At 63.5% G+C, this 18,791-nt stretch carries 22 protein-coding genes; 17 read left to right on the forward strand and 5 right to left on the reverse strand.

The features are described from left to right. Nucleotides 1-108 precede the first annotated feature (108 nt). Nucleotides 109-1,119, reverse strand: a complete 1,011-nt coding sequence (gene epmB, locus EKH80_RS16285; protein ID WP_126685842.1) for an EF-P beta-lysylation protein EpmB — start codon at nucleotides 1,117-1,119, stop codon at nucleotides 109-111. Nucleotides 1,120-1,203: 84 nt separating this feature from the next. On the opposite strand from epmB, the gene efp reads away from it, so the two are divergent. From efp to EKH80_RS16335, 10 genes are all read left to right on the forward strand, one after another. Continuing rightward, nucleotides 1,204-1,773: an elongation factor P gene (gene efp, locus EKH80_RS16290; RefSeq protein WP_126685843.1), complete on the forward strand. Its 570-nt coding sequence runs from the start codon at nucleotides 1,204-1,206 to the stop codon at nucleotides 1,771-1,773. 257 nt (nucleotides 1,774-2,030) lie between these two features. Next, complete coding sequence (locus EKH80_RS16295) at nucleotides 2,031-3,374, forward strand: TRZ/ATZ family hydrolase (RefSeq protein ID WP_126685844.1); 1,344 nt, start codon at nucleotides 2,031-2,033, stop codon at nucleotides 3,372-3,374. Further along, nucleotides 3,371-3,628, forward strand: coding sequence for a YciI family protein (locus tag EKH80_RS16300; RefSeq protein WP_126685845.1), 258 nt, complete (start codon nucleotides 3,371-3,373; stop codon nucleotides 3,626-3,628). Before EKH80_RS16295 ends, EKH80_RS16300 begins: the two co-directional genes overlap by 4 nt. Nucleotides 3,629-3,647: 19 nt before the next feature. Further along, nucleotides 3,648-4,355, forward strand: coding sequence for a bifunctional 2-polyprenyl-6-hydroxyphenol methylase/3-demethylubiquinol 3-O-methyltransferase UbiG (ubiG, locus tag EKH80_RS16305; RefSeq protein ID WP_126685846.1), 708 nt, complete (start codon nucleotides 3,648-3,650; stop codon nucleotides 4,353-4,355). After that, complete coding sequence (gph, locus tag EKH80_RS16310) at nucleotides 4,352-5,026, forward strand: phosphoglycolate phosphatase (RefSeq protein WP_126685847.1); 675 nt, start codon at nucleotides 4,352-4,354, stop codon at nucleotides 5,024-5,026. The genes ubiG and gph overlap by 4 nt, the downstream gene beginning before the upstream one ends. Next, nucleotides 5,023-5,889: a squalene/phytoene synthase family protein gene (locus tag EKH80_RS16315; protein WP_230473750.1), complete on the forward strand. Its 867-nt coding sequence runs from the start codon at nucleotides 5,023-5,025 to the stop codon at nucleotides 5,887-5,889. The genes gph and EKH80_RS16315 overlap by 4 nt, the downstream gene beginning before the upstream one ends. Nucleotides 5,890-5,991: 102 nt before the next feature. Continuing rightward, complete coding sequence (gene folE2, locus EKH80_RS16320) at nucleotides 5,992-6,948, forward strand: GTP cyclohydrolase FolE2 (protein WP_126685849.1); 957 nt, start codon at nucleotides 5,992-5,994, stop codon at nucleotides 6,946-6,948. Nucleotides 6,949-7,009: 61 nt separating this feature from the next. Then, a complete protein-coding gene (locus EKH80_RS16325) occupies nucleotides 7,010-7,441 on the forward strand; it encodes a YbaY family lipoprotein (protein ID WP_158628857.1) in 432 nt (143 codons plus the stop codon). 164 nt (nucleotides 7,442-7,605) lie between these two features. Then, nucleotides 7,606-7,881, forward strand: coding sequence for a YlcI/YnfO family protein (locus EKH80_RS16330; RefSeq protein WP_126685851.1), 276 nt, complete (start codon nucleotides 7,606-7,608; stop codon nucleotides 7,879-7,881). Continuing rightward, nucleotides 7,878-8,177, forward strand: a complete 300-nt coding sequence (locus tag EKH80_RS16335) for a type II toxin-antitoxin system RelE/ParE family toxin (protein WP_126685852.1) — start codon at nucleotides 7,878-7,880, stop codon at nucleotides 8,175-8,177. The genes EKH80_RS16330 and EKH80_RS16335 overlap by 4 nt, the downstream gene beginning before the upstream one ends. 96 nt (nucleotides 8,178-8,273) lie before the next feature. On the opposite strand, the gene EKH80_RS16340 is transcribed toward EKH80_RS16335, so the two are convergent. Both EKH80_RS16340 and yidD read right to left on the reverse strand, forming a co-directional pair. Continuing rightward, the gene (locus EKH80_RS16340; RefSeq protein WP_126685853.1) at nucleotides 8,274-9,611 is read right to left on the reverse strand and encodes a dihydroorotase; all 1,338 of its coding nucleotides are present in this window, start codon (nucleotides 9,609-9,611) and stop codon (nucleotides 8,274-8,276) included. 55 nt (nucleotides 9,612-9,666) lie between these two features. Continuing rightward, on the reverse strand, nucleotides 9,667-9,945 hold the full coding sequence (yidD, locus tag EKH80_RS16345) for a membrane protein insertion efficiency factor YidD (protein ID WP_425481156.1): 279 nt from the start codon (nucleotides 9,943-9,945) through the stop codon (nucleotides 9,667-9,669). A gap of 113 nt (nucleotides 9,946-10,058) precedes the next feature. Between yidD and dksA the strand changes: the two genes are divergently transcribed. Continuing rightward, nucleotides 10,059-11,108: an RNA polymerase-binding protein DksA gene (gene dksA, locus EKH80_RS24220; protein WP_230473751.1), complete on the forward strand. Its 1,050-nt coding sequence runs from the start codon at nucleotides 10,059-10,061 to the stop codon at nucleotides 11,106-11,108. A gap of 116 nt (nucleotides 11,109-11,224) precedes the next feature. Here dksA and EKH80_RS16360 read toward each other — a convergent pair whose 3' ends face one another. Both EKH80_RS16360 and cysS read right to left on the reverse strand, forming a co-directional pair. Then, entirely contained in the window at nucleotides 11,225-11,653 is a 429-nt protein-coding gene (locus EKH80_RS16360) for a SufE family protein (RefSeq protein ID WP_126685854.1), read from the reverse strand. Between the two features lie 205 nt (nucleotides 11,654-11,858). Beyond that, on the reverse strand, nucleotides 11,859-13,235 hold the full coding sequence (gene cysS / locus EKH80_RS16365) for a cysteine--tRNA ligase (RefSeq protein WP_126685855.1): 1,377 nt from the start codon (nucleotides 13,233-13,235) through the stop codon (nucleotides 11,859-11,861). 201 nt (nucleotides 13,236-13,436) lie between these two features. On the opposite strand from cysS, the gene EKH80_RS16370 reads away from it, so the two are divergent. The 6 genes from EKH80_RS16370 (at nucleotide 13,437) to EKH80_RS16395 (ending at nucleotide 18,769) form a co-directional block, all read left to right on the forward strand. Continuing rightward, nucleotides 13,437-13,997 (forward strand): glycine zipper 2TM domain-containing protein, encoded by a 561-nt coding sequence (locus tag EKH80_RS16370; RefSeq protein ID WP_126685856.1) that lies wholly within the window; start codon nucleotides 13,437-13,439, stop codon nucleotides 13,995-13,997. Between the two features lie 316 nt (nucleotides 13,998-14,313). Beyond that, nucleotides 14,314-15,321, forward strand: coding sequence for an N-acetylornithine carbamoyltransferase (locus tag EKH80_RS16375; RefSeq protein ID WP_126685857.1), 1,008 nt, complete (start codon nucleotides 14,314-14,316; stop codon nucleotides 15,319-15,321). Nucleotides 15,322-15,337: 16 nt separating this feature from the next. Then, complete coding sequence (locus tag EKH80_RS16380) at nucleotides 15,338-15,967, forward strand: FMN-binding negative transcriptional regulator (RefSeq protein ID WP_126685858.1); 630 nt, start codon at nucleotides 15,338-15,340, stop codon at nucleotides 15,965-15,967. Next, nucleotides 15,960-16,436, forward strand: coding sequence for an OsmC family protein (locus EKH80_RS16385; RefSeq protein ID WP_126685859.1), 477 nt, complete (start codon nucleotides 15,960-15,962; stop codon nucleotides 16,434-16,436). The genes EKH80_RS16380 and EKH80_RS16385 overlap by 8 nt, the downstream gene beginning before the upstream one ends. 24 nt (nucleotides 16,437-16,460) lie before the next feature. Then, nucleotides 16,461-17,654 carry an argininosuccinate synthase gene (locus EKH80_RS16390; protein WP_126685860.1) on the forward strand — a complete coding sequence of 398 codons (1,194 nt, stop codon included), beginning with the start codon at nucleotides 16,461-16,463 and terminating at the stop codon, nucleotides 17,652-17,654. Next, on the forward strand, nucleotides 17,651-18,769 hold the full coding sequence (locus tag EKH80_RS16395; protein WP_126685861.1) for an acetylornithine deacetylase: 1,119 nt from the start codon (nucleotides 17,651-17,653) through the stop codon (nucleotides 18,767-18,769). Before EKH80_RS16390 ends, EKH80_RS16395 begins: the two co-directional genes overlap by 4 nt. Nucleotides 18,770-18,791: the final 22 nt, after the last annotated feature.

An 18,791-nucleotide genomic window follows, 5' to 3' on the forward strand; every position in this document is an offset into this window, starting at 1 on the left:
GCACTGAATGAACGTTTTAGCGGATTCCTTGCGGACCTGCCAGGGTTGATCCCTGCATTTAGTGACGAAGTGCAGGCATCGGGGCGCCCGGCGGCCGGCCATGACAGGCTAGATGGGTCGCTTGGACGGGTCCCCACCCACCTCGCGCACCAGCTTGGGTACGAGGTAGCCGGGTAGGCGGCTGCGCATGCGCTCGATCAGCGACCGGGCATGGGTGTCGGTCACTTCGAAATGCGCCGCGCCCTGCACGCGGTCCAGCTGATGCAGGTAATACGGCAGCACGCCTGCGACAAACATGCGCTCCGACAGCGCTATCAAGGTATCGGCATCGTCATTGATTCCCTTTAGCAGCACGGCCTGGTTGAGCAGGCTGGCGCCGGCTTCACGCAAACGTGCGCATGCCTCGTCCACGCCCGGATCGAATTCATTGGCGTGATTGGCGTGCAGGACCACCACTTTCTGCAGCGGCAGCGCCTTGAGCCACTCTACGAAAGGTGCATCGATGCGTTCGGGCAGCACCACCGGCAGGCGGGTATGGATGCGCAGGCGGGTGACGTGGGGAATCTTCAGCAGGCCGCGGCCGAGTTCTTCCAGCTTGCCGGTGGCCAGGGCCAACGGGTCGCCGCCGGACAGGATCAGTTCGCTGATGGAGGCATCCTGCCGTACATGCTCCAGCGCATCGCGCCATTGGCCGGCCGCCGCCATCTCGTCGCCGTAGGGGAAATGGCGGCGGAAGCAATAGCGGCAATTCACGGCACAGCTGCCGCTGGCGATCAGCAAGGCGCGTCCCTGGTACTTGTGCAGCACGCCCTTGGCCGAGCGAGCGGCCAGGTCATCCACGGCATCCATGCTGAAGCCTGGTGCCCGTTGCGTCTCCGCGAGTTGCGGCAGCACCTGCAGCAGCAGGGGGTCGCGGGCGTCGCTATGGCGCATGCGGGCAACGAAGCCGCGCGGTACACGCAAGCCGAAGCCGGCATCGTCGGCGGGCAAAGCGTCGGCAAGCTGCTCCAGGCCCAGCAATGCCAATAATTCGCCGGCGTCGGTAATGGCTTCGCGCCATAGCGTGCGCCAGTCGGGTCCGGGCAGTGATAGGCGTGCGGCGTGGCTTGCGGTTATCATAGTGAGTCTTGATCCGGGATCAGGGCCCGGGAAACCCCTATTCTAGCCGCCTGTTGGCGTCACCACATCTGGAGCACAAAGCGCATGGCCACCGTCGGTCTGAACGACGTCAAGAAGGGTATGAAGATCCTTCACAACAACGACCCGTGGGTCATCACCGACGCCGATTTCATCAAGCCCGGCAAAGGCCAGGCGTTCACCCGCATCTTCATCCGCAACCTGAAGAACGGGCGCACCACTGAGCAAACGATGAAGTCCAGCGACAGCTTCGAGGTCGCGGACGTCGTCGATACCGATATGCAGTACCTGTACTCCGACGGCGAATTCTGGCACTTCATGCATCAGGAGAGCTTCGAGCAGCACCAGGCCAGCAAGGTCGGCATGGGTGATGCGGCCAAGTGGCTCAAGGGCGAAGAAGAGTGCGTCGTGACGCTGTTCAACGGCGAGATCATCGCGGTGCAGCCGCCGAACTTCGTGGAGCTGAAGATCACCGAGACCGATCCGGGCCTGCGCGGCGACACCTCCGGCGGCGGCGGCAAGCCAGCCACGTTGGAAACCGGTGCCGTGGTGCGCGTACCGCTGTTCGTCACCACGGAAGAGATGATCAAGGTCGACACCCGCACCGGCGAGTACGTCAGCCGCGTCGGCAAGTGACGCATTGGCCCGCGCCTTCGGCGCGGCTTGCCAATGCGTCATCCCGGCGCAGGCCGGGATCCAGTGAAAAAATGTAGTGCGAAGCACACAACATCCGTTTGCAATGCTCTGCAGCGTAGGCTGGGATGACAATCCCAGCAGCGGGCGGCCACAATGAAAGCTGGGATTGCCATCCCAGCCCACGCACGAACAAAAAACCTCGGGGCGGGCATCGTAAGATGGTCCGCCCCGTCTCATATCCTCGACAAGAAAACCTCATGACGAGCCCAACTTCGCCGCAGCCCGTTGATGTACTCATCGAAGCCCGCTGGGTCGTGCCGGTCGAGCCGCATGGTGTGGTGCTGGAACACCATGCAGTAGCCATCCAGGCCGATCGCATCGTCGGCATCTTGCCGATTGCCGACGCACGCAGCGCCTATGCGCCGCGCGAGCGGGTGGAACTGGCGGAGCACGTGCTGATTCCCGGCCTGATCAATGCGCATACCCACAATCCGATGACGCTGATGCGCGGTCTCGCCGACGACCTGCCGCTGATGGTCTGGCTGCAACAGCACATCTGGCCGGTGGAGGCGAAAGTGATCGGCCCGGAGTTCGTACGCGATGGCGTGGAACTGGCCATAGCCGAGATGCTGCGCGGCGGTACTACCTGCGCCAACGAAAACTATTTCTTTCCGGATGCGATCGGCGCGACCTACCGCAAGCATGGTTTCCGTGCCGTCATCGCCTTGCCGGTGATCCAGTTCCCGACGGCGTGGGCACGCACGCAGGACGAATACTTCGAGCGCGCCGGCGAAACGCATGACCTGTTCCGCAACGATCCGCTGATCAGCACCGCATTCGGGCCGCATGCGCCCTATACGGTGTCCGACGAGTCGTTCGAGCGCATTCGCGTACTGGCCGACCAGTTGGACATTCCCGTGCACCTGCATTTGCACGAAACAGCGCACGAAGTGGACGAGGAGCGCAAGAAGAGCGGCCTGCGCCCGTTCCAGCGGCTGCAGAAACTGGGCCTGATCAACGACCGGCTGATTGCCGTGCACATGACCCAGCTCACCGATGGCGAGATCGCCGCCTGTGCCGAGGCCGGCGTGTCGGTGGTGCATTGCCCGGAATCCAATCTGAAGCTGGCCTCCGGGTTCTGCCCGGCGGAAAAGCTGCGCAAGGCGGGCGTCAACGTAGCCCTGGGCACGGATGGCACCGCGTCCAACAACGACCTGGACATGTTCGGCGAAATGCGCACCGCGGCACTGCTGGCCAAGGCGGTGGCCGAAGATGCTGCTGCCTTCGATGCGGGGTTTGCCCTGCGCACCGCCACCATCCAGGCCGCCAGGGCGCTTGGCCTGGAGGCTGAAATTGGTTCGATCGAAACCGGCAAGCAGGCGGACCTCGCGGCGGTCCGGCTGAGCGATCTGGAAACCCAGCCCTTGTTCCATGTCGTGTCGCAGCTGGTCTACGCCACCGGCCGCCACCAGGTCACTGATGTGTGGATCGCCGGCAAGCGCAAGCTGGCCGCGCGCGAGCTGGTGGACATGGATAGGGAGGGCATCCTGTCGCGCACCCATGCCTGGCGGGAACGCATCGCCGCCTTGGATCCGGCATGAAGCGCTTTCTGGTCCTGCTGATGCGCAAGCCGCCGATCGATCCGGCGGTCATTCCCCTGCACCAGCAGTTCCTGGCGTCACTGCGCGAGCAGGGGCGCAATGAAATGTCCGGTGGTTTCGCCGATCAGTCCGGCGGCGCTTATCTTCTGCGTGCCGAATCCATGCAGGAAGCGCTCGCCGTCGTCCATAGCGACCCGGCGCATACTAGCGGCTGCTGGGACGTCACGGTCTACGAGTGGAATACGCATCAGTAGTGTGAAGGAGTCTTTCGCCATGCAAGCCACGCAAAACGTCAGCCACAAGGAAATTGCGCGCTTCGACAAACTGGCTTCGCGCTGGTGGGATCCGGACGGTGAATCACGCCCGTTGCACGATCTCAATCCGGTGCGTCTGGACTATGTCGCCGCACGCGTGGCGTTGAAAGGAGCGCGCGTTGCCGATGTGGGTTGCGGCGGTGGCCTGCTGAGCGAAGCTCTGGCGCGCGCCGGCGCTGACGTTGTCGGCATCGACATGGGTCTGAAGGTGATCGAGATAGCGCGGCTGCATCTGCACGAGTCGAACCTTCAGGTCGACTACCGCAAGCAGTCGTCAGCGGATCTTGCCGCGGCGGAACCGGCGAGCTTCGATGCGGTGTGCTGCATGGAGCTGATCGAGCACGTCCCCGATCCGGCTGCCCTCGTGCAAGACCTGGCGACAATGCTCAAGCCCGGCGCCCGGCTGTTCATGTCCACCCTCAATCGCACGCCGGCTTCGTTCGGCGCGGCGATCATCGGCGCTGAATACATTGCGCGCCTGCTGCCGCGCGGTACCCACCACTATGCGCAGTTCCTCAAGCCTTCGGAGCTGGCGCGCCTGTTGCGGCAGGCCGGCCTGGAACTGGAGGACATCGGCGGCCTGGGCTACAACCCGCTTACACGCAAGGCGTGGTTGAGCCGCATCACCGCCGTCAATTACCTCCTCTGCGCACGCAAACCCGCATGAAGCCGCTACCCGCATCTCCCCAAGGCGTACTTTTCGATCTGGATGGCACCCTGCTCGACAGTGCTCCGGATCTGCACGCGGCCTTGGCCTTTTACTGTGCTGAGGTGGGGGCCGCCGTGCCTTCGTACGCAGCGGTGCGCACCGTGGTGTCGCGTGGTTCTCGTGCCATCCTGCGTTGTGCTTTTGATGAAGGCGACGAAGCGCTGCTTGAACGCGTGCCGCGCTATCTGGAGCTTTATCACGGCATGATGTCGCGCCACACCCGCCCGTTCGAAGGCGTCGAGCGGTTGCTCGACATGCTTGAAGCGAGCGGCATGGCCTGGGGTATCGTCACCAACAAGCCGGGCTATCTCACCGATGACCTGCTGCACCAGATCGGCTGGAACGGGCGTGCGCGCGCGGTGGTGTCCGGCGACACGCTGCCGGTGCGCAAGCCCGATCCCGCGCCGGTGCTGCTGGCGTGCGAACGCGCGGGCCTCGATCCGGCGCGCAGCCTTTTCGTCGGCGACGATCGCCGCGACGTGCAGGCTGGGCACGACGCCGGGCTCTATACCGTGGCCGTCCAATGGGGCTATCTGGATGGCGGCGATCCGCACGCCTGGGGCGCCGATGCCGTAATAGAGCATCCACGCGCTTTGATCGAACTGCTCAAGTTGAAGGTTCCCGCGTGAGCGAAGAGGTTTCCGGCCACGGCGCCCTGCAAAGCTACGTCGACAAATGGCTGGCCGTGCAGCCGCAACAACGTACGGCGCTGGTGTTCGTCGACCCGGCCAAGTATCCGGGCCATGTCGCGCTCGCGGCATGGGAGCAGGAGCTGTTGTCCGCGGCTTATGGCATTCGCGAGCCGCACGTCGCGGCTACCAAGCTCAACTGGTGGGCCGAGGAACTCAGTGGTGCAGCCAGCAGCGGAGGCAGGCATCCGCTGACCCGGGTGCTGTTCGACGACGAACGCGCGCATGCGATACCGCAGGAGCACTGGCTGGCGCCGGTGCTGGCAGCGATGGCGCAACTGGAAGAGGGCACGGCGGTGGATTTTTCCGCGCAGCTGGCGGCTACCTCGGCCTTGCACGGCGCCTTGGCTGCGCTGGAAACCGCCTGGTGGTACGGCAACACCGTGTCGCCGGCACGCGCCACACGTGTGGCTACTCTGAGCCACCTGCTGTTTGCCTTGCGTCGCCTGCAAGACGATGCGGAACGCGACCGCCTGCCGCTGCCGATGGCGCGACTGGCCCGCTTCGGCCTGAGTCGCGCCAGCCTGCGCCAGCCCAGCGAAGCTCGCGACCAGGCGATCAGAGCCCAGCTGGATGACCTGCGTTCGGCCTGGAGCGAAGCTTCCCGCCTCGACGGCCCGCTCAGCGTATTCCGCACGCTGGAGGCCGGCGACGGCGAACGCCTGATGCGCAAGGCGGCTCGCGCCGGCGCACCCCTGAAGGTGCTGCAGACGGGCACGCCAAACAGCGGCTTCCTGGCGACCTTGCGCGCATGGCGGGCGGCCCAGCGATGGCAGCGTCAAGTGGCTGGGCAGCATCCCTAGGCGGTCATAAACGCACTGTTTCCCGCGCGGCACCTGTTGCGACGCGGCAAGCTGCCCCAAGATTAGGCGGGCAAGCCCGAGAGAGAGCTCCAAGGATTACCCATGCATACCCACGAAAATACCGTACGCCTGATGCCTGACGTCGCGAGCCAGGCACAGCCGCATTTGGCCGGCGCGCTGGACTGGGTCGGCATGGACGGAATCGAGGTGCCCGCGCTGTTCGATGCCGGGGATGGCAGCGTCCAGCGTTCCAGCGCCCAGGTCGGCGCGTTCGTGAATCTCACCCGGCCGGACAAGCGCGGCATCCATATGTCGCGCCTTTACCTGCTGGTCGACGAATACCTGAGCGCCAAGCCGGTTGATGCGGCGATGCTGCATTCCCTGCTGCGTGCCTTCCTCGATTCGCACAAGGACCTGGCCAATCGCGCGCGTATTAGCATCCGCTTCGACCAACTGGTCCGCCGTGCTGCCCTGCGTAGCAGCAACAGCGGCTGGCGTGCCTACCCGGTTTCCATCGAAGCCAGCCTGGGTGAGGAGGGTTTTCGCCTGGAGCTGGGTACGGAAGTGGTCTATTCCTCGACCTGTCCCGCTTCGGCGGCCCTGTCGCGGCAGCTGATCCAGGAGCAGTTCGCCAGGGACTTCGCGGCCGGCCAGCCGCTGGACCACGCCGCAGTGTTGGCCTGGCTAGGCAGCGAGAAGGGCATCGTCGCTACGCCGCATGCGCAGCGTAGCGTTGCGCGTCTGCTGGTGCGCTTTGCCGAGGACGCTTCGCTGGACCTGATCGGTCTGCTCGATCGCGTCGAACAGGCACTGGGCACGCCGGTGCAGACGGCGGTGAAGCGCGAAGACGAACAGGCCTTCGCCCTCGCCAACGGCGGCAACCTGATGTTCTGCGAAGATGCCGCTCGCCGTATCCAGCGTGCGCTGGATGCCGACGACCGCATCGTCGACTTCCACGTGCGCCTCGAGCACCAGGAGAGCCTGCATCCGCATGATGCCGTGGCCTATGCCAGCAAGGGCGTGGCCGGCGGTTACGGCAACGGGAGCGGGCGCGTTTGATGCAAGCCGCGGCGGCGGCGGTTGTTATCATTGCGCACATTCGCCCATTCAAGGATTCCCCATGAAAATCCGCCATGGATTGCTGCTGGCCGGTTTACTCGCGCTCGCCGGCTGCAGTTGGATGCCGTTCGGGCATCACAAGGCGCCGCAGCAGACGTTGATGAAATCCCTGAGCGGTGAAGTCGACTATCACCTTGCGCACGAGCTGCCGGCCGATGCCTATCTGGAAGTCGCGCTGTCGGACATCAGCAAACCGGATGCGCCCGCGCGGGTGATTGCCAGCGACCGCATCGCCGCGCCGATCGGTCCGTCGCCGGTGGCGTTCGTGCTGAGTTACGAGCCGGGTGATTTGCGCAGCGGTACGGATTTCACCGTATCGGCAGCCATCAAGCAGGGTGACCGCACGCTGGCGGTCAACGATACCCAGGTTCGGGTGCTTGGAGACTCCGGCAATGCCGGGCCGGTGCTGGTGGTGGTTTCGGAAGCGCACTAGCGTCCTTTGCTCCACGCGCACCCCGTCGTGTTGGTAAATTCAAGCAAAAACAAGAATTTATATTGTTCTTCCGGGCGCTTTGCGAATGGGGGCAATCGCATGTGTTTGCGCACGGCACCTATGTTAAGATTTGCATCGCAAATGCAACGCATGGGCCGGCGCTGATGAAAACTGCAACTATTCCCTCCCTGCGTGTCGATCCCGCCTTGCGAGAGGCGGCGGAAAGCGTTTTGCACGAAGGCGAGAGTCTCTCATCCTTCATGGAAGAGTCATTGCAGGCGAATATCTCGCGGCGCCGGATGCAACGCGAGTTCATTGCACGTGGCCTGGCTTCTTATGAGGAAGCACAGCGAACGGGTGGCTACTTTTCTTCAGACCATGTGCAGGCTGAATTGGAAGACATGTTGCGAGAAGCGCAGGCAAAGGAAGCTCATCGTTGAACTATCGGGTTCGTTACACGGACGCAGCGCGCCTCGATCTGGTTCGGCTCTATCGTTTTCTGCTGCAAAAAGACCTGCACGCTGCAGAGCGGGCTCTGGATGCCGTTCGCAAGGCCATCGGCGTCCTGGAGTCATTTCCATTTACGTGCCGCAAAGTGGATAGGGAGGACCCTTTCTTGCGCGAGCTGCTGATCTCATTCGGCACGTCGGGATATGTTGCGCTGTTCAAAATCGATGGCAACGATACGGTCACCATCGTCGCTATCCGCCATCACCGCGAAGACGACTATCATTGAAAGCGCGTAGGCTGGGATGGCAATCCCGGCACCGGGATGCCGTATGGAGGCTGGGATTATCATCCCAGCCTACGCGCTACGATTGAAGGCAAGTCTTCAGCGATCGAATGCCAAGCGCTCGCCGCGCACGCTTTCGTCCACACGCAAGCCATCCCATACGCGTCGTCCATTGACGAACGTCGCCGCAATGGAGTGATCGAAGGTATGGCCCTCGAACGGGGACCAGCCGCACTTGGACAGCACCTCTTCGCGACGCACAGTGTGCGGCTTGCGCGGATCGACCAGCACCAGGTCGGCAGCGTAGCCTTCGCGCAGAAAGCCGCGTTCGTGCACGTTGAATAGCGTAGCCGGCGCATGGCTGACGGCTTCCACCACCCGTTCCAGGGTGAGCTTGCCTTCGCTGACGCGCTGCAAGGCTGCTTGCAGCGCGAATTGCACCAGCGGCAGGCCGGAGGGCGCCTTGTCGTAGGCCAGGGCCTTTTCTTCCAGCAGATGCGGCGCGTGATCGGTGGCCAGCACGTCGATGCGGCCTTCCGCCACGGCCCGGGTGATCGCTTCGCGATCGGCGGCCGTCTTGATGGCGGGATTGCATTTGATCAGGAAGCCCAGCTGTTCGTAGTCCGCGTCGCTGAAATGCAGGAAATGCACGCAGGTTTCGGCCGTGATCTGCTTGCCCTTGAGCGGACCGGGCTGGAACAGCGCCAACTCATCAGCGGTGGAAATATGCAGGACGTGCAGACGTGTGCCGTGCTTGCGCGCCAGTGAAATCGCCAAGCGGGTGGATTTGATGCACGCCTCGCGCGAACGGATCAGCGGATGCTCACGCGCGGGAATGTTTTCGCCGTACCGTTCCCGCGCCTTGGCGTGCAGCGCATCGATCATCGGCGTGTCTTCGCAGTGCGTGATGATCGGCGTGGGCGCTTCGCGGAAGATGGCGTCCAGCGTCGCGGGATCGTCCACCAGCATGTTGCCGGTGGACGCGCCCATGAATACCTTGATGCCGGGCGCGGCCTTGGGGTCCAGGGCGCGGATCGCCTCAAGGTTGTCGTTGCTGGCGCCCAGATAGAACGCATAGTTCGTTGCCGAGGTTTCCGCCGCGCGCGCGTACTTGGCCTCCAACGATGCACGGTCCAGTGCCGGTGGTTTGGTATTGGGCATCTCCATGAAGCTGGTGATGCCGCCGGCGGCGCAGGCGCGTGATTCGTGGGCGATATCGGCCTTGTGGGTGAGCCCCGGTTCGCGGAAGTGCACCTGGTCGTCGATCATGCCTGGCAGCAGCCACAGGCCGGTGGCGTCGATCACCTGTTCGCCGGGACGCGCACTCAAGCCGTCGCCGATGGCGTCGATGCGGCCGAGCCGCACGCGCAGGTCGGCATGCCGGCGGCGCCCTTCGTTGACCAGCTCGGCGTTCTTGATCAGCCAATCGGTGGACATGGGGACTCCTCAAGGTAAAGGGAAATCTTAAAAGGCTTTTGGACTTGCGGTGCGCTCAAGAGGCCCCATGTTCCGGCTCCCTTGAGGGGGTGCGACAGCCTGTAAAGTGGAAGCGCTCCGGCACCGGGTCGTTGCCGCCCGAGCACAAGGGCTGGCAGCGCAGAATCCGCCATCCGGCCAGCAGGCCCCCCCGCCAAGGGCCGAAGCGAGACACGGCGATACGTGCATAATCGGAGCAACTGGGGTAAAAGCGACAACGCTGTCCCAACAACGGGCTCACAAAGCGTTTGTAGAGGTTGAGCAGGAAGATGATCAATCGACTCACGGTGTTCACACGGCCGAAACTGCTTTGAGACCCAAAGGCGAAGTATTCCAGAAGGATGGTTGCCGGTGTGAAGGGTATTGGGCTATAACACCCGGCCGCCAAGGCCAAAACGGTGAAGGTAAATGGCGAAAACCACGCGTAATCCGACCGCCGCCAAGCAAGCTGCCAAAGGAAAGGCAGCGGGCAAGGGCAACGATACCAAGGTCAGCAAGGCCAAGGTTGCTGCGCCCAAGTCCGTGAACAAGGCGGCCCCGGCCAAGAAGGTCGAGGTGAAGAAGGCGCCGGCCAAGGCGGTGGCCAAGCCGGCACCGGCCAAGAAAGCCGTGGCCAAGCCGGCCCCTAAGCCGCAGCCGAAGAAAGTCGAGCCGGTCAAGGCAGTCAAGAAGGCAGCCAAGCCCGAGGTCAAGAAGCCTGAGCCCAAGCATGCCGCTCCTGCCGTCAAGCCGGCCCCGGCACCCGCACCGGCCAAGAAGGCGATCGCCAAGCCGCCGGTGCAGCCATCCGCTGCGGCGTCCGGGCATCGCGTGGAACCTACACAAATTGCAACACCCCAGGCCGTATCATCACCCGCCGTCCGGCCCATGACGGGCAAGGTGGCCAGCGCCGTGGGCCCCACGGCGTCGCGCGTAGCGAATGCCACTGCGCAAAACTCCTCCAGCAAGAAGCAAAAAAGCACGCAGTCATCAATGAACAGCTCCGCTACAACGCTAGATAACGGTGTAACCCGCGAAGACGGCCGTTACGCCCTGCCCATCACCACGAACATCGACCTGCCCCCGGGCTATCGTCCTTCGTCCGACGAGGAGTACATGAATCCTCGCCACCTGGCCTACTTCCGCAACAAGCTGCGCGCCTGGCGTGACCAGCTGGTGGAAGAGTCGCGCCAGACCATGGAAAACCTGCGCGACGAGGTCCGCGACGTAGGTGACGAAGCCGAGCGCGCTACCCGTGAAACGGAAAATTCGCTGGAACTTCGCACCAGGGATCGCTACCGCAAGCTGATCTCCAAGATCGACAAGGCTTTGCGCCGCATCGAGGAAGGCCGTTATGGCTATTGCGAAGAGACCGACGAAGAAATCGGCCTCGAGCGTCTCGATGCCCGCCCGATCGCCACCTTGTCGCTGGATGCGCAGGAGCGTCGCGAACATCTGCAGAAGCAGATGGGCGATTGACCTCGGCGGGGTGCGAGCCTAGCCACCAAAGCCCCGCTGAAGAGTGGGGCTTTGTAGGCTGGGATGCCAATCCCAGCATTGGACCGCTACAACGAAGCCGGGATTGCCATCCCTGTCTACAGCGCCGCGACTGCGTACGCCTTCAGCTTCGTCAACATCGCGGCCAGGCCGTTCGAACGCGTTGGCGACAAATGCTTGGCCAGTCCGATTTCCTGGATGAAAGCAGGCTCCGTAGCGACGATCTCGGCCGCCGGGCGATTCGAATACACCCGTAGCACCAGCGCGATCAGGCCGGAAACGATGGCCGAGTCGCTGGTCGCCTCGAAGTGCATGTTCGAAGCGTCACCACTGGGTACCAGCCACACCATCGATTGGCACCCGTGCACGCGGTAGTCCTCGATTTTGCGGTCTTCCGGGAACGGTGGGAGCTGCTTGCCGAGGTCGATCAGGTACTGGTAGCGCTCCGTCCAGTCGCCAAAGAAGGCGAATTCATCGGCAATGTCCTGTTGGGCCTGAGCGGCGCTGGCGGGGGCAAGAGTATTCATGATCGTATTATCGCGCGGTCAGCCTTAGGGATGCTCGAATCTATGCCGCGCATGGAGGCTGGGATGGTAATCCCAGCTTTTCACGCAACATTCCGATGCTGGGATTGCCATCCCAGCCTACGCGCAGCCAAATGCGCCTAGGGTGCAGTGACCGGCATGCGGAGTAGCTCAGAGCACCCCAAACTCGGGACGGACCCAGGCCAATTCAATGCTTGGCCACGCTCCAGCGCGTGCCCTGGGCGCCATCTTCAATCACCACGCCCATTCCCGTCAGCTCGTTGCGGATCGCATCCGCGCGGGCGAAATCGCGGCCGGCACGTGCGGCGCGGCGTTCTTCCAGGAGCGCCTCGACGCGCCCGGCATCCACCGTGCTGGCGCCGGCCTGTTTGAACCAGGCTTCAGGATCCTGCTGCAACAGGCCCAGCGCCGCGCCGCCGCCAAGCAGGGCGGCCTTGCTGGCTGGGCTGGGCGTCTGCCGTGCGGTATCGGCCAGCAGCGACAATTCGGCCAGGGCTTGCGGGGTGTTGAGGTCATCGCAAAGGGCCGCTTCCAGGCGCTCCGGCACAGGCAACGGCTGCGTGGCATCCACTTCGATGCCGCTCAACTCGCGGAGCACGCGATACCAGCCATCCAGCGTGCTGACCGCCTGGGCGATAGCCGCATCCGACCAGTCCAGCGGCTGGCGGTAATGGCCCCGTAGCAGCAGCAAGCGCAAGGCTTCGTGCGAATGCGTTTTGAGCAGTTCATGCACATGCAGCACGTTGCCGAGGGACTTGGACATCTTGCGACCCTCGAACGTAAGCATGCCGTTGTGCAGCCACCAGCGCGCGAACACCTTGCCGCCATGCGCGCAGGTGGATTGGGCGATTTCGTTTTCGTGATGCGGGAACAGCAGGTCTACGCCGCCGGCATGGATGTCGATGGTTTCGCCCAGGTGCGCGGCGCTCATGGCGGAGCATTCGATGTGCCAGCCGGGCCGGCCGCGGCCCCAGGGACTGTCCCAGCCGGGCAGTTCAGGGGTGGACGGCTTCCACAGCACGAAATCGGTGGGATTGCGCTTGTAGGGGGCCACTTCCACGCGCGCTCCCGCGATCAGCTCGTCGGTGTCGCGGCCGGACAGGGCGCCGTAGGCCGGGTAGGCGGCCACGTCGAACAGCACATGGCCTTCCGCCTCGTAGGCATGGCCGTCGCGGAGCAGGGTCTGGATCATTTCGACGATCTGGCCGATATGCGCGGTCGCGTGCGGTTCCACGTCGGGCGGGGCAATGCCCAGTCCAGCCATGTCCTCGCGGTAGGCTTGGGTGAAGCGGCTGGTGATATGGCCAATCGCCACGCCCTGTTCGAGGGCGGCAGCATTGATCTTGTCATCCACGTCGGTGATGTTGCGGGCATACACGACCCGGGGATGATGCCGGCGCAGCAGCTTCACCAGCACGTCGAACACCACCGGGCCGCGAGCATTGCCGATATGGACGTAGTTGTAGACCGTCGGCCCGCACAGGTACACCGTCACCCGGTTCGGATCGAGCGGCGAAAAAGGCTCGATGCGGCGGCTGAGGCTGTTGTAGAGCGAGATCGGCATGGCGGATGGCACGGTCGGGTCAATAAGTCGGCCATCTTATCAAGCTCTTGCGGCGCGCCGCCGAAAACATCCTGAAAGTTCCCGCAAGCGGCCATCGAAGTGGCACTAAATTGCGGCGGTTCTAAGCGTGGATTCAGAGTGATTTTGCTGCAATTTCAACATGGGCGCCGTGCGCTCCCCAATCCTCTTCCGGAGGCATGCATGAACAAGAAAATGCTGTTGATCCCCTTGCTGGCGCTCACCGTGATGTCCACGGGCGCCGTGGCGCAGCAAGGCGGCTATTATCCGCCGCCGCCCCCGCCCCCGGGAGCCGCCGGCGCCGACAACGCGCACTATGCCTGGGCCGATGTGCTGCGCGTCGATCCGGTCTACGGGGTGGCGCGCACATCCGCCCCCAGCACCCAGTGCTATGACCAGCAGGTCGTGCAGCAGACACCGGGCAACAAGGGTGTCGGCACCGTGCTTGGAGCAGTCGTCGGCGGCGTGCTCGGCAGCACCATTGGCCATGGTCGCGGCAACACGGCGGCCATTGTGGGCGGCGCCGTGGCGGGTGGCGCGGTCGGCCACTCCGTTGCCAGCGGCGGACAGACCTACACCAGCAACCAGACGGTGTGCCAGCCGGTGACCCAGGTCAGCGAGCAGCGCCAGATCGTCGGCTACGACGTGGAATACCGCTATCACGGCGACGTCTACATGTCGCGCCTCAGCTACGACCCGGGCGAACGCCTGCGCGTGCGGGTAAGCGTTTCGCCCGCCGACTGACCGGTAACCGCTCCAGCCCAAGGCGACCGCTTCCTGGCGCGGTCGCCTTTCTTTTTGCGTCGGCCATTTTTCTGTTGCGTGGCAGCGAAAATCCCGTCATGATTGGGATTCGTTCATCCGGACCTCTCATGTCTTCAGCCGTCTATACCGCTACCGTGCTTACCAGCGCCCGCATGGCCGCTGGCATGACCTCGCGTGCGCGTCGACCGCTGAACCGACATTCGGCCGGGTAGGCTGTCGCCACGTTGCATGTGTAATACGACGACGAAACCCGGCCCTAGTGCCGGGTTTTTTGTTTTTTGGACTGGAGTCAACGATGTCACTTCGTCACTTCCTCACCACCCAGGATTACAGCCGCGCTGAAATCGACGCACTGCTCGAGCAGGCGGCGGCTTTCAAGCGTTCCCCGCGTGGTCAGCAGCTTGCTGGCAAATCGGTGGCGCTGTTGTTCTTCAATCCCTCGATGCGTACACGCACGAGCTTCGAGCTGGGTGCCTTCCATCTCGGCGGCCACGCCATTGTGCTGTCGCCGGGCAAGGACGCATGGCCGATCGAGTTCCGCCCCGGCGTGGTGATGGACGGGGAAGCGGAGGAGCACATTGCCGAAGTGGCGCGTGTGCTAAGCCGTTATGTCGATCTGATCGCTGTGCGCGCCTTTCCGAAATTCCGGGACTGGTCGGTGGATCGCGAGGACGCGGTGATCAAGGCCTTCGCCCAACACGCGACGGTGCCGGTGATCAACATGGAAACCATCACCCATCCCTGCCAGGAGCTGGCGCATGCGCTCGCGTTGAAGGAGCGTTTCGGCGACCTCGCCGGCCGCAAATACGTGCTCACCTGGACCTATCATCCCAAACCGCTGAACACCGCCGTGGCCAACTCGGCGCTGCTGATCGCGACCAAGCTGGGCATGGATGTCACCTTGCTGTGTCCCACCCCCGATTACGTGCTGGACGAGCGCTACATGGACTATGGCGAACACAACGCCAGGGAAAACGGTGGCTCGCTCACCATCAGCCACAACCTCGAAGAAGCCTACCGTGGCGCCGATGTGGTGTATGCCAAGAGCTGGGGAGCGCTGCCGTTCTTCGGCCGCTGGGAAGACGAAAAGCCGATCCGCGACGCGCACAAGCATTTCATCGTCGACGAAGCGAAGATGGCGCTCACCAACAACGGTGTGTTCAGCCATTGCCTGCCTTTGCGCCGGAACATCAAGGCCACCGATGCAGTGATGGATTCGCCGGCCTGCATCGCCATTGACGAAGCCGAAAACCGCCTGCACGTGCAGAAGGCGGTGATGGCTTCGTTGATCTCGCAACGCTGATCCTCCGGAACACCTCATGTATTTGCCCAAAAGCTTCCACGAAACGCGCATCGACGTATTGCATACGCTGATGCGCGATTACCCCTTTGCCACGGTCGTCACGCACGCTGCCGACGGCCTGGCGGCGAATCACCTGCCGCTGGAACTGGTCGGAGACACTGCGCTGCACGGACATGTGGCGCATGGCAATGAACTGGCGAAGGCCGATGGCGCACAGGTTTTGGTGATCTTCCACGGCGCCGATGGCTATGTCAGTCCCAATTGGTATCCGAGCAAGCACGAAACCGGGCGCGAGGTACCCACCTGGAACTATGCCGTGGTGCACGTCCACGGCCGCTTGCGGGTGGTGGAAGACGCGGCATGGCTGCGCCATTTGCTGGAGCGGCTGACCGATCGCCATGAAGCGGCGCAGCCCAGGCCCTGGCGCGTTGACGATGCGCCGGAAGATCACATCGAGAAAATGCTGCGCCTGATCGTGGGCCTGGACATCGCGATCGAGCGCATCGAAGGCAAATTCAAGCTGAGCCAGAACCATCCCGATGCCAACCGTGCAGGTGTGCTGCAGGGTCTGGCCGAGCGCCGAGGCCGGCGCGATGGCGAACTGGCCGAACTTATGCAACAAGCTGAGGAGCGTCGACATGGGTGACAAGCAGCACCAGTATCCGGTCCAGGTGGTGTGGACCGGCAATCACGGCAGTGGCACCAAAACCTACCAGGGCTACGGCCGCGAGCACGAAGTCCATGTTGCCGGCAAGCCGGTGATCGCCGGCTCGTCGGATGCCGCTTTCCGCGGCGACGGCAGCAAGCACAATCCCGAGGACATGCTGGTGGCGGCGCTATCGAGCTGCCACATGCTGTGGTACCTGCATTTGGCGGCAGTCGCCGGTGTAGTGGTCACGGCTTACGTCGACGAAGCAGTCGGCACGCTGGTGGAGCATGGCAACGACGGCCGCTTCACCGAGGTGGTGCTGCGCCCATGCGTAACCATCAGCAAGGACAGCAGCCCCGATGCTGCTACGCAGGCACACGACGATGCGCACCATGCCTGCTTCATAGCCAATTCCGTCAATTTTCCGGTGCGCTGCGAACCGCGCATTGTCGTCGAATCCGTGTAGACAACCTCTTTTTTTGGATCCTGCATCATGAGCAAAGACATCGTTCTGGCCTTTTCCGGCGGTCTCGACACCAGCTTCTGCGTTCCCTACCTGCAGGAGCGGGGCTGGGCCGTGCATACCGTGTTCGCCGATACTGGCGGTGTGGACGCGGAGGAGCGCGCGTATATCGAAGCGCGCGCCAAGGAGCTGGGCGTGGCCAGCCACGTCACGGTCGATGGCGGCCCGGCGATCTGGAACGGCTTCGTGAAGCCCTTCGTATGGGCGGGCGAGGGTTACCAGGGGCAGTATCCGCTGCTGGTGTCCGATCGCTACCTTATCGTGGACGCCGCGCTAAAGCGCTGCGCCGAGCTGGGTACCAGGGCGATCGCGCACGGCTGCACCGGCATGGGCAACGACCAGGTGCGTTTCGACCTCGCCGTGAAGGCACAGGGCGATTACGAGATCGTGGCGCCGATCCGCGAGATCCAGAAAGAGCACACAGAGGTACGTGCCTACGAGCAGAAGTATCTGGAGGCCAAGGGCTTCGGCGTGCGCGCCAAGCAGAAGGCCTACACCATCAACGAGAATCTGCTCGGCGTGACCATGTCCGGCGGTGAGATCGACCGCTGGCAGGTGCCCGGTGAAGGCGCGGTCGGCTGGTGCAAATCGCGCTCCGAATGGCCGTCCAAATCTCTGCGCCTGAAGCTCAGCTTCGCCCACGGCGAGGCGGTGGCTCTGGACGGCGAGAAGATGGCGGGCCATCAGTTGCTCGCCAAGCTCAATGCGCTGCTGGCGCAGTATGGCGTAGGCCGCGGCATCTACACCGGTGATACCACCATCGGCCTCAAGGGGCGCATCATTTTCGAAGCGCCGGGCCTGACCGCCTTGCTCGCCGCGCATCGTGCGCTGGAAGAAGCCGTGCTCACCAAGCAACAGAACCGCTTCAAGCCGGAGGTGGCGCGCAAGTGGGTGGAACTGGTGTATGAAGGTTTCTTCCATGATCCGCTGAAGACCGACCTGGAAGCCTTCCTTGCTTCCAGCCAGTCCACCGTCAACGGCGAGGTTACGTTGGAAACCTGCGGGGGACTCGTCAGCGCCGTCGCGGTGGAGTCGGCGCATATTCTCAACGCCAAGGGCGCCACCTATGCGCAGGCAGCCGATTGGGGCGTGGCGGAAGCGGAAGGCTTCATCAAGCTGTTCGGCATGAGCAGCACCTTGTGGGCCGAGGTGAACCGATGAGTGCTGCACTCGGGAGCTCCACCTTGCTGGACGCCACCCTGCGGCATTTGCGTGCGCTGGTGTCATTCGACACGCGCAATCCTCCGCGCTCGATCGGTACGGCAGGTATCTTCGATTACCTGCGCGACCAGTTGCCGGGTTTCGACGTGCAGGTGACCGATCACGGCGCCGGCGCGGTAACCCTGTATGCCGTGCGTGGCAAGCCGAAATACCTGTTCAACGTGCATCTGGACACGGTGCCGGATTCGCCGCACTGGACGCATGATCCTCACGTTCTGGAGGTGACGGCGGATCGCGCGGTTGGCCTGGGCGCCTGCGACATCAAAGGCGCCGCTGCTGCATTGGTTGCGGTGGCGAACGCCTGCGACGGTGACCTGGCCTTGCTGTTTTCCACCGACGAAGAAGCCAACGATCCGCGCTGCATCGCTGCTTTCCTCAGTGGAGGGCACAAGTACGATGCGGTGATCGTGGCCGAGCCGACGCGTGGCGAAGCAGTGCTTGCGCATCGCGGCATCCATTCGGTGCAAATGCGATTCACCGGGCAGGCCGGCCATGCATCGGGCGAGATCAAGGCCACCGACAGCGCCGTGCATCAGGCGATACGCTGGGGCGCTGCAGCACTGGGTTACGTGGATGGCCTGGCGCATGAGCGCTTCGGTGGACTAACCGGCCTGCGCTTCAACGTCGGTCGCGTAGAGGGCGGCATCAAGGCCAACATGATCGCACCCACCGCCGATGTGCGCTTCGGCTTTCGTCCGCTGCCCAGCATGGATCCGGACCAGCTGCTGGAGACCTTCCGCTCCTTGGTGGAGCCCCATCCGGTCAGCTACGAAGAGCTGTTCCGCGGCATGTCCCTGCCGGCAGGCGATATCCCCAACGCGGAGGCACGGCGCCTTGCCGCGCGTGACATAGCGGATGAATTGGGCATTCCTGTTGGCAACGCGGTGAATTTCTGGACCGAGGCTGCACTGTTTTCCGAGGCCGGCTATGTCTCCTTCGTTTACGGCCCCGGCGACATCGCGCAAGCGCACACCGCCGACGAATGGGTCGCGCTGGATCAACTGCAGCAGTACGCTCAAACCATCTACGAGATCGTGAACCGTGGAAGCGCATAAGAACACTCGCCAGACCATCGTG

The sequence above is a fragment of the Dyella choica genome (assembly GCF_003977665.1).
GTDB lineage: Bacteria > Pseudomonadota > Gammaproteobacteria > Xanthomonadales > Rhodanobacteraceae > Dyella_B > Dyella_B choica.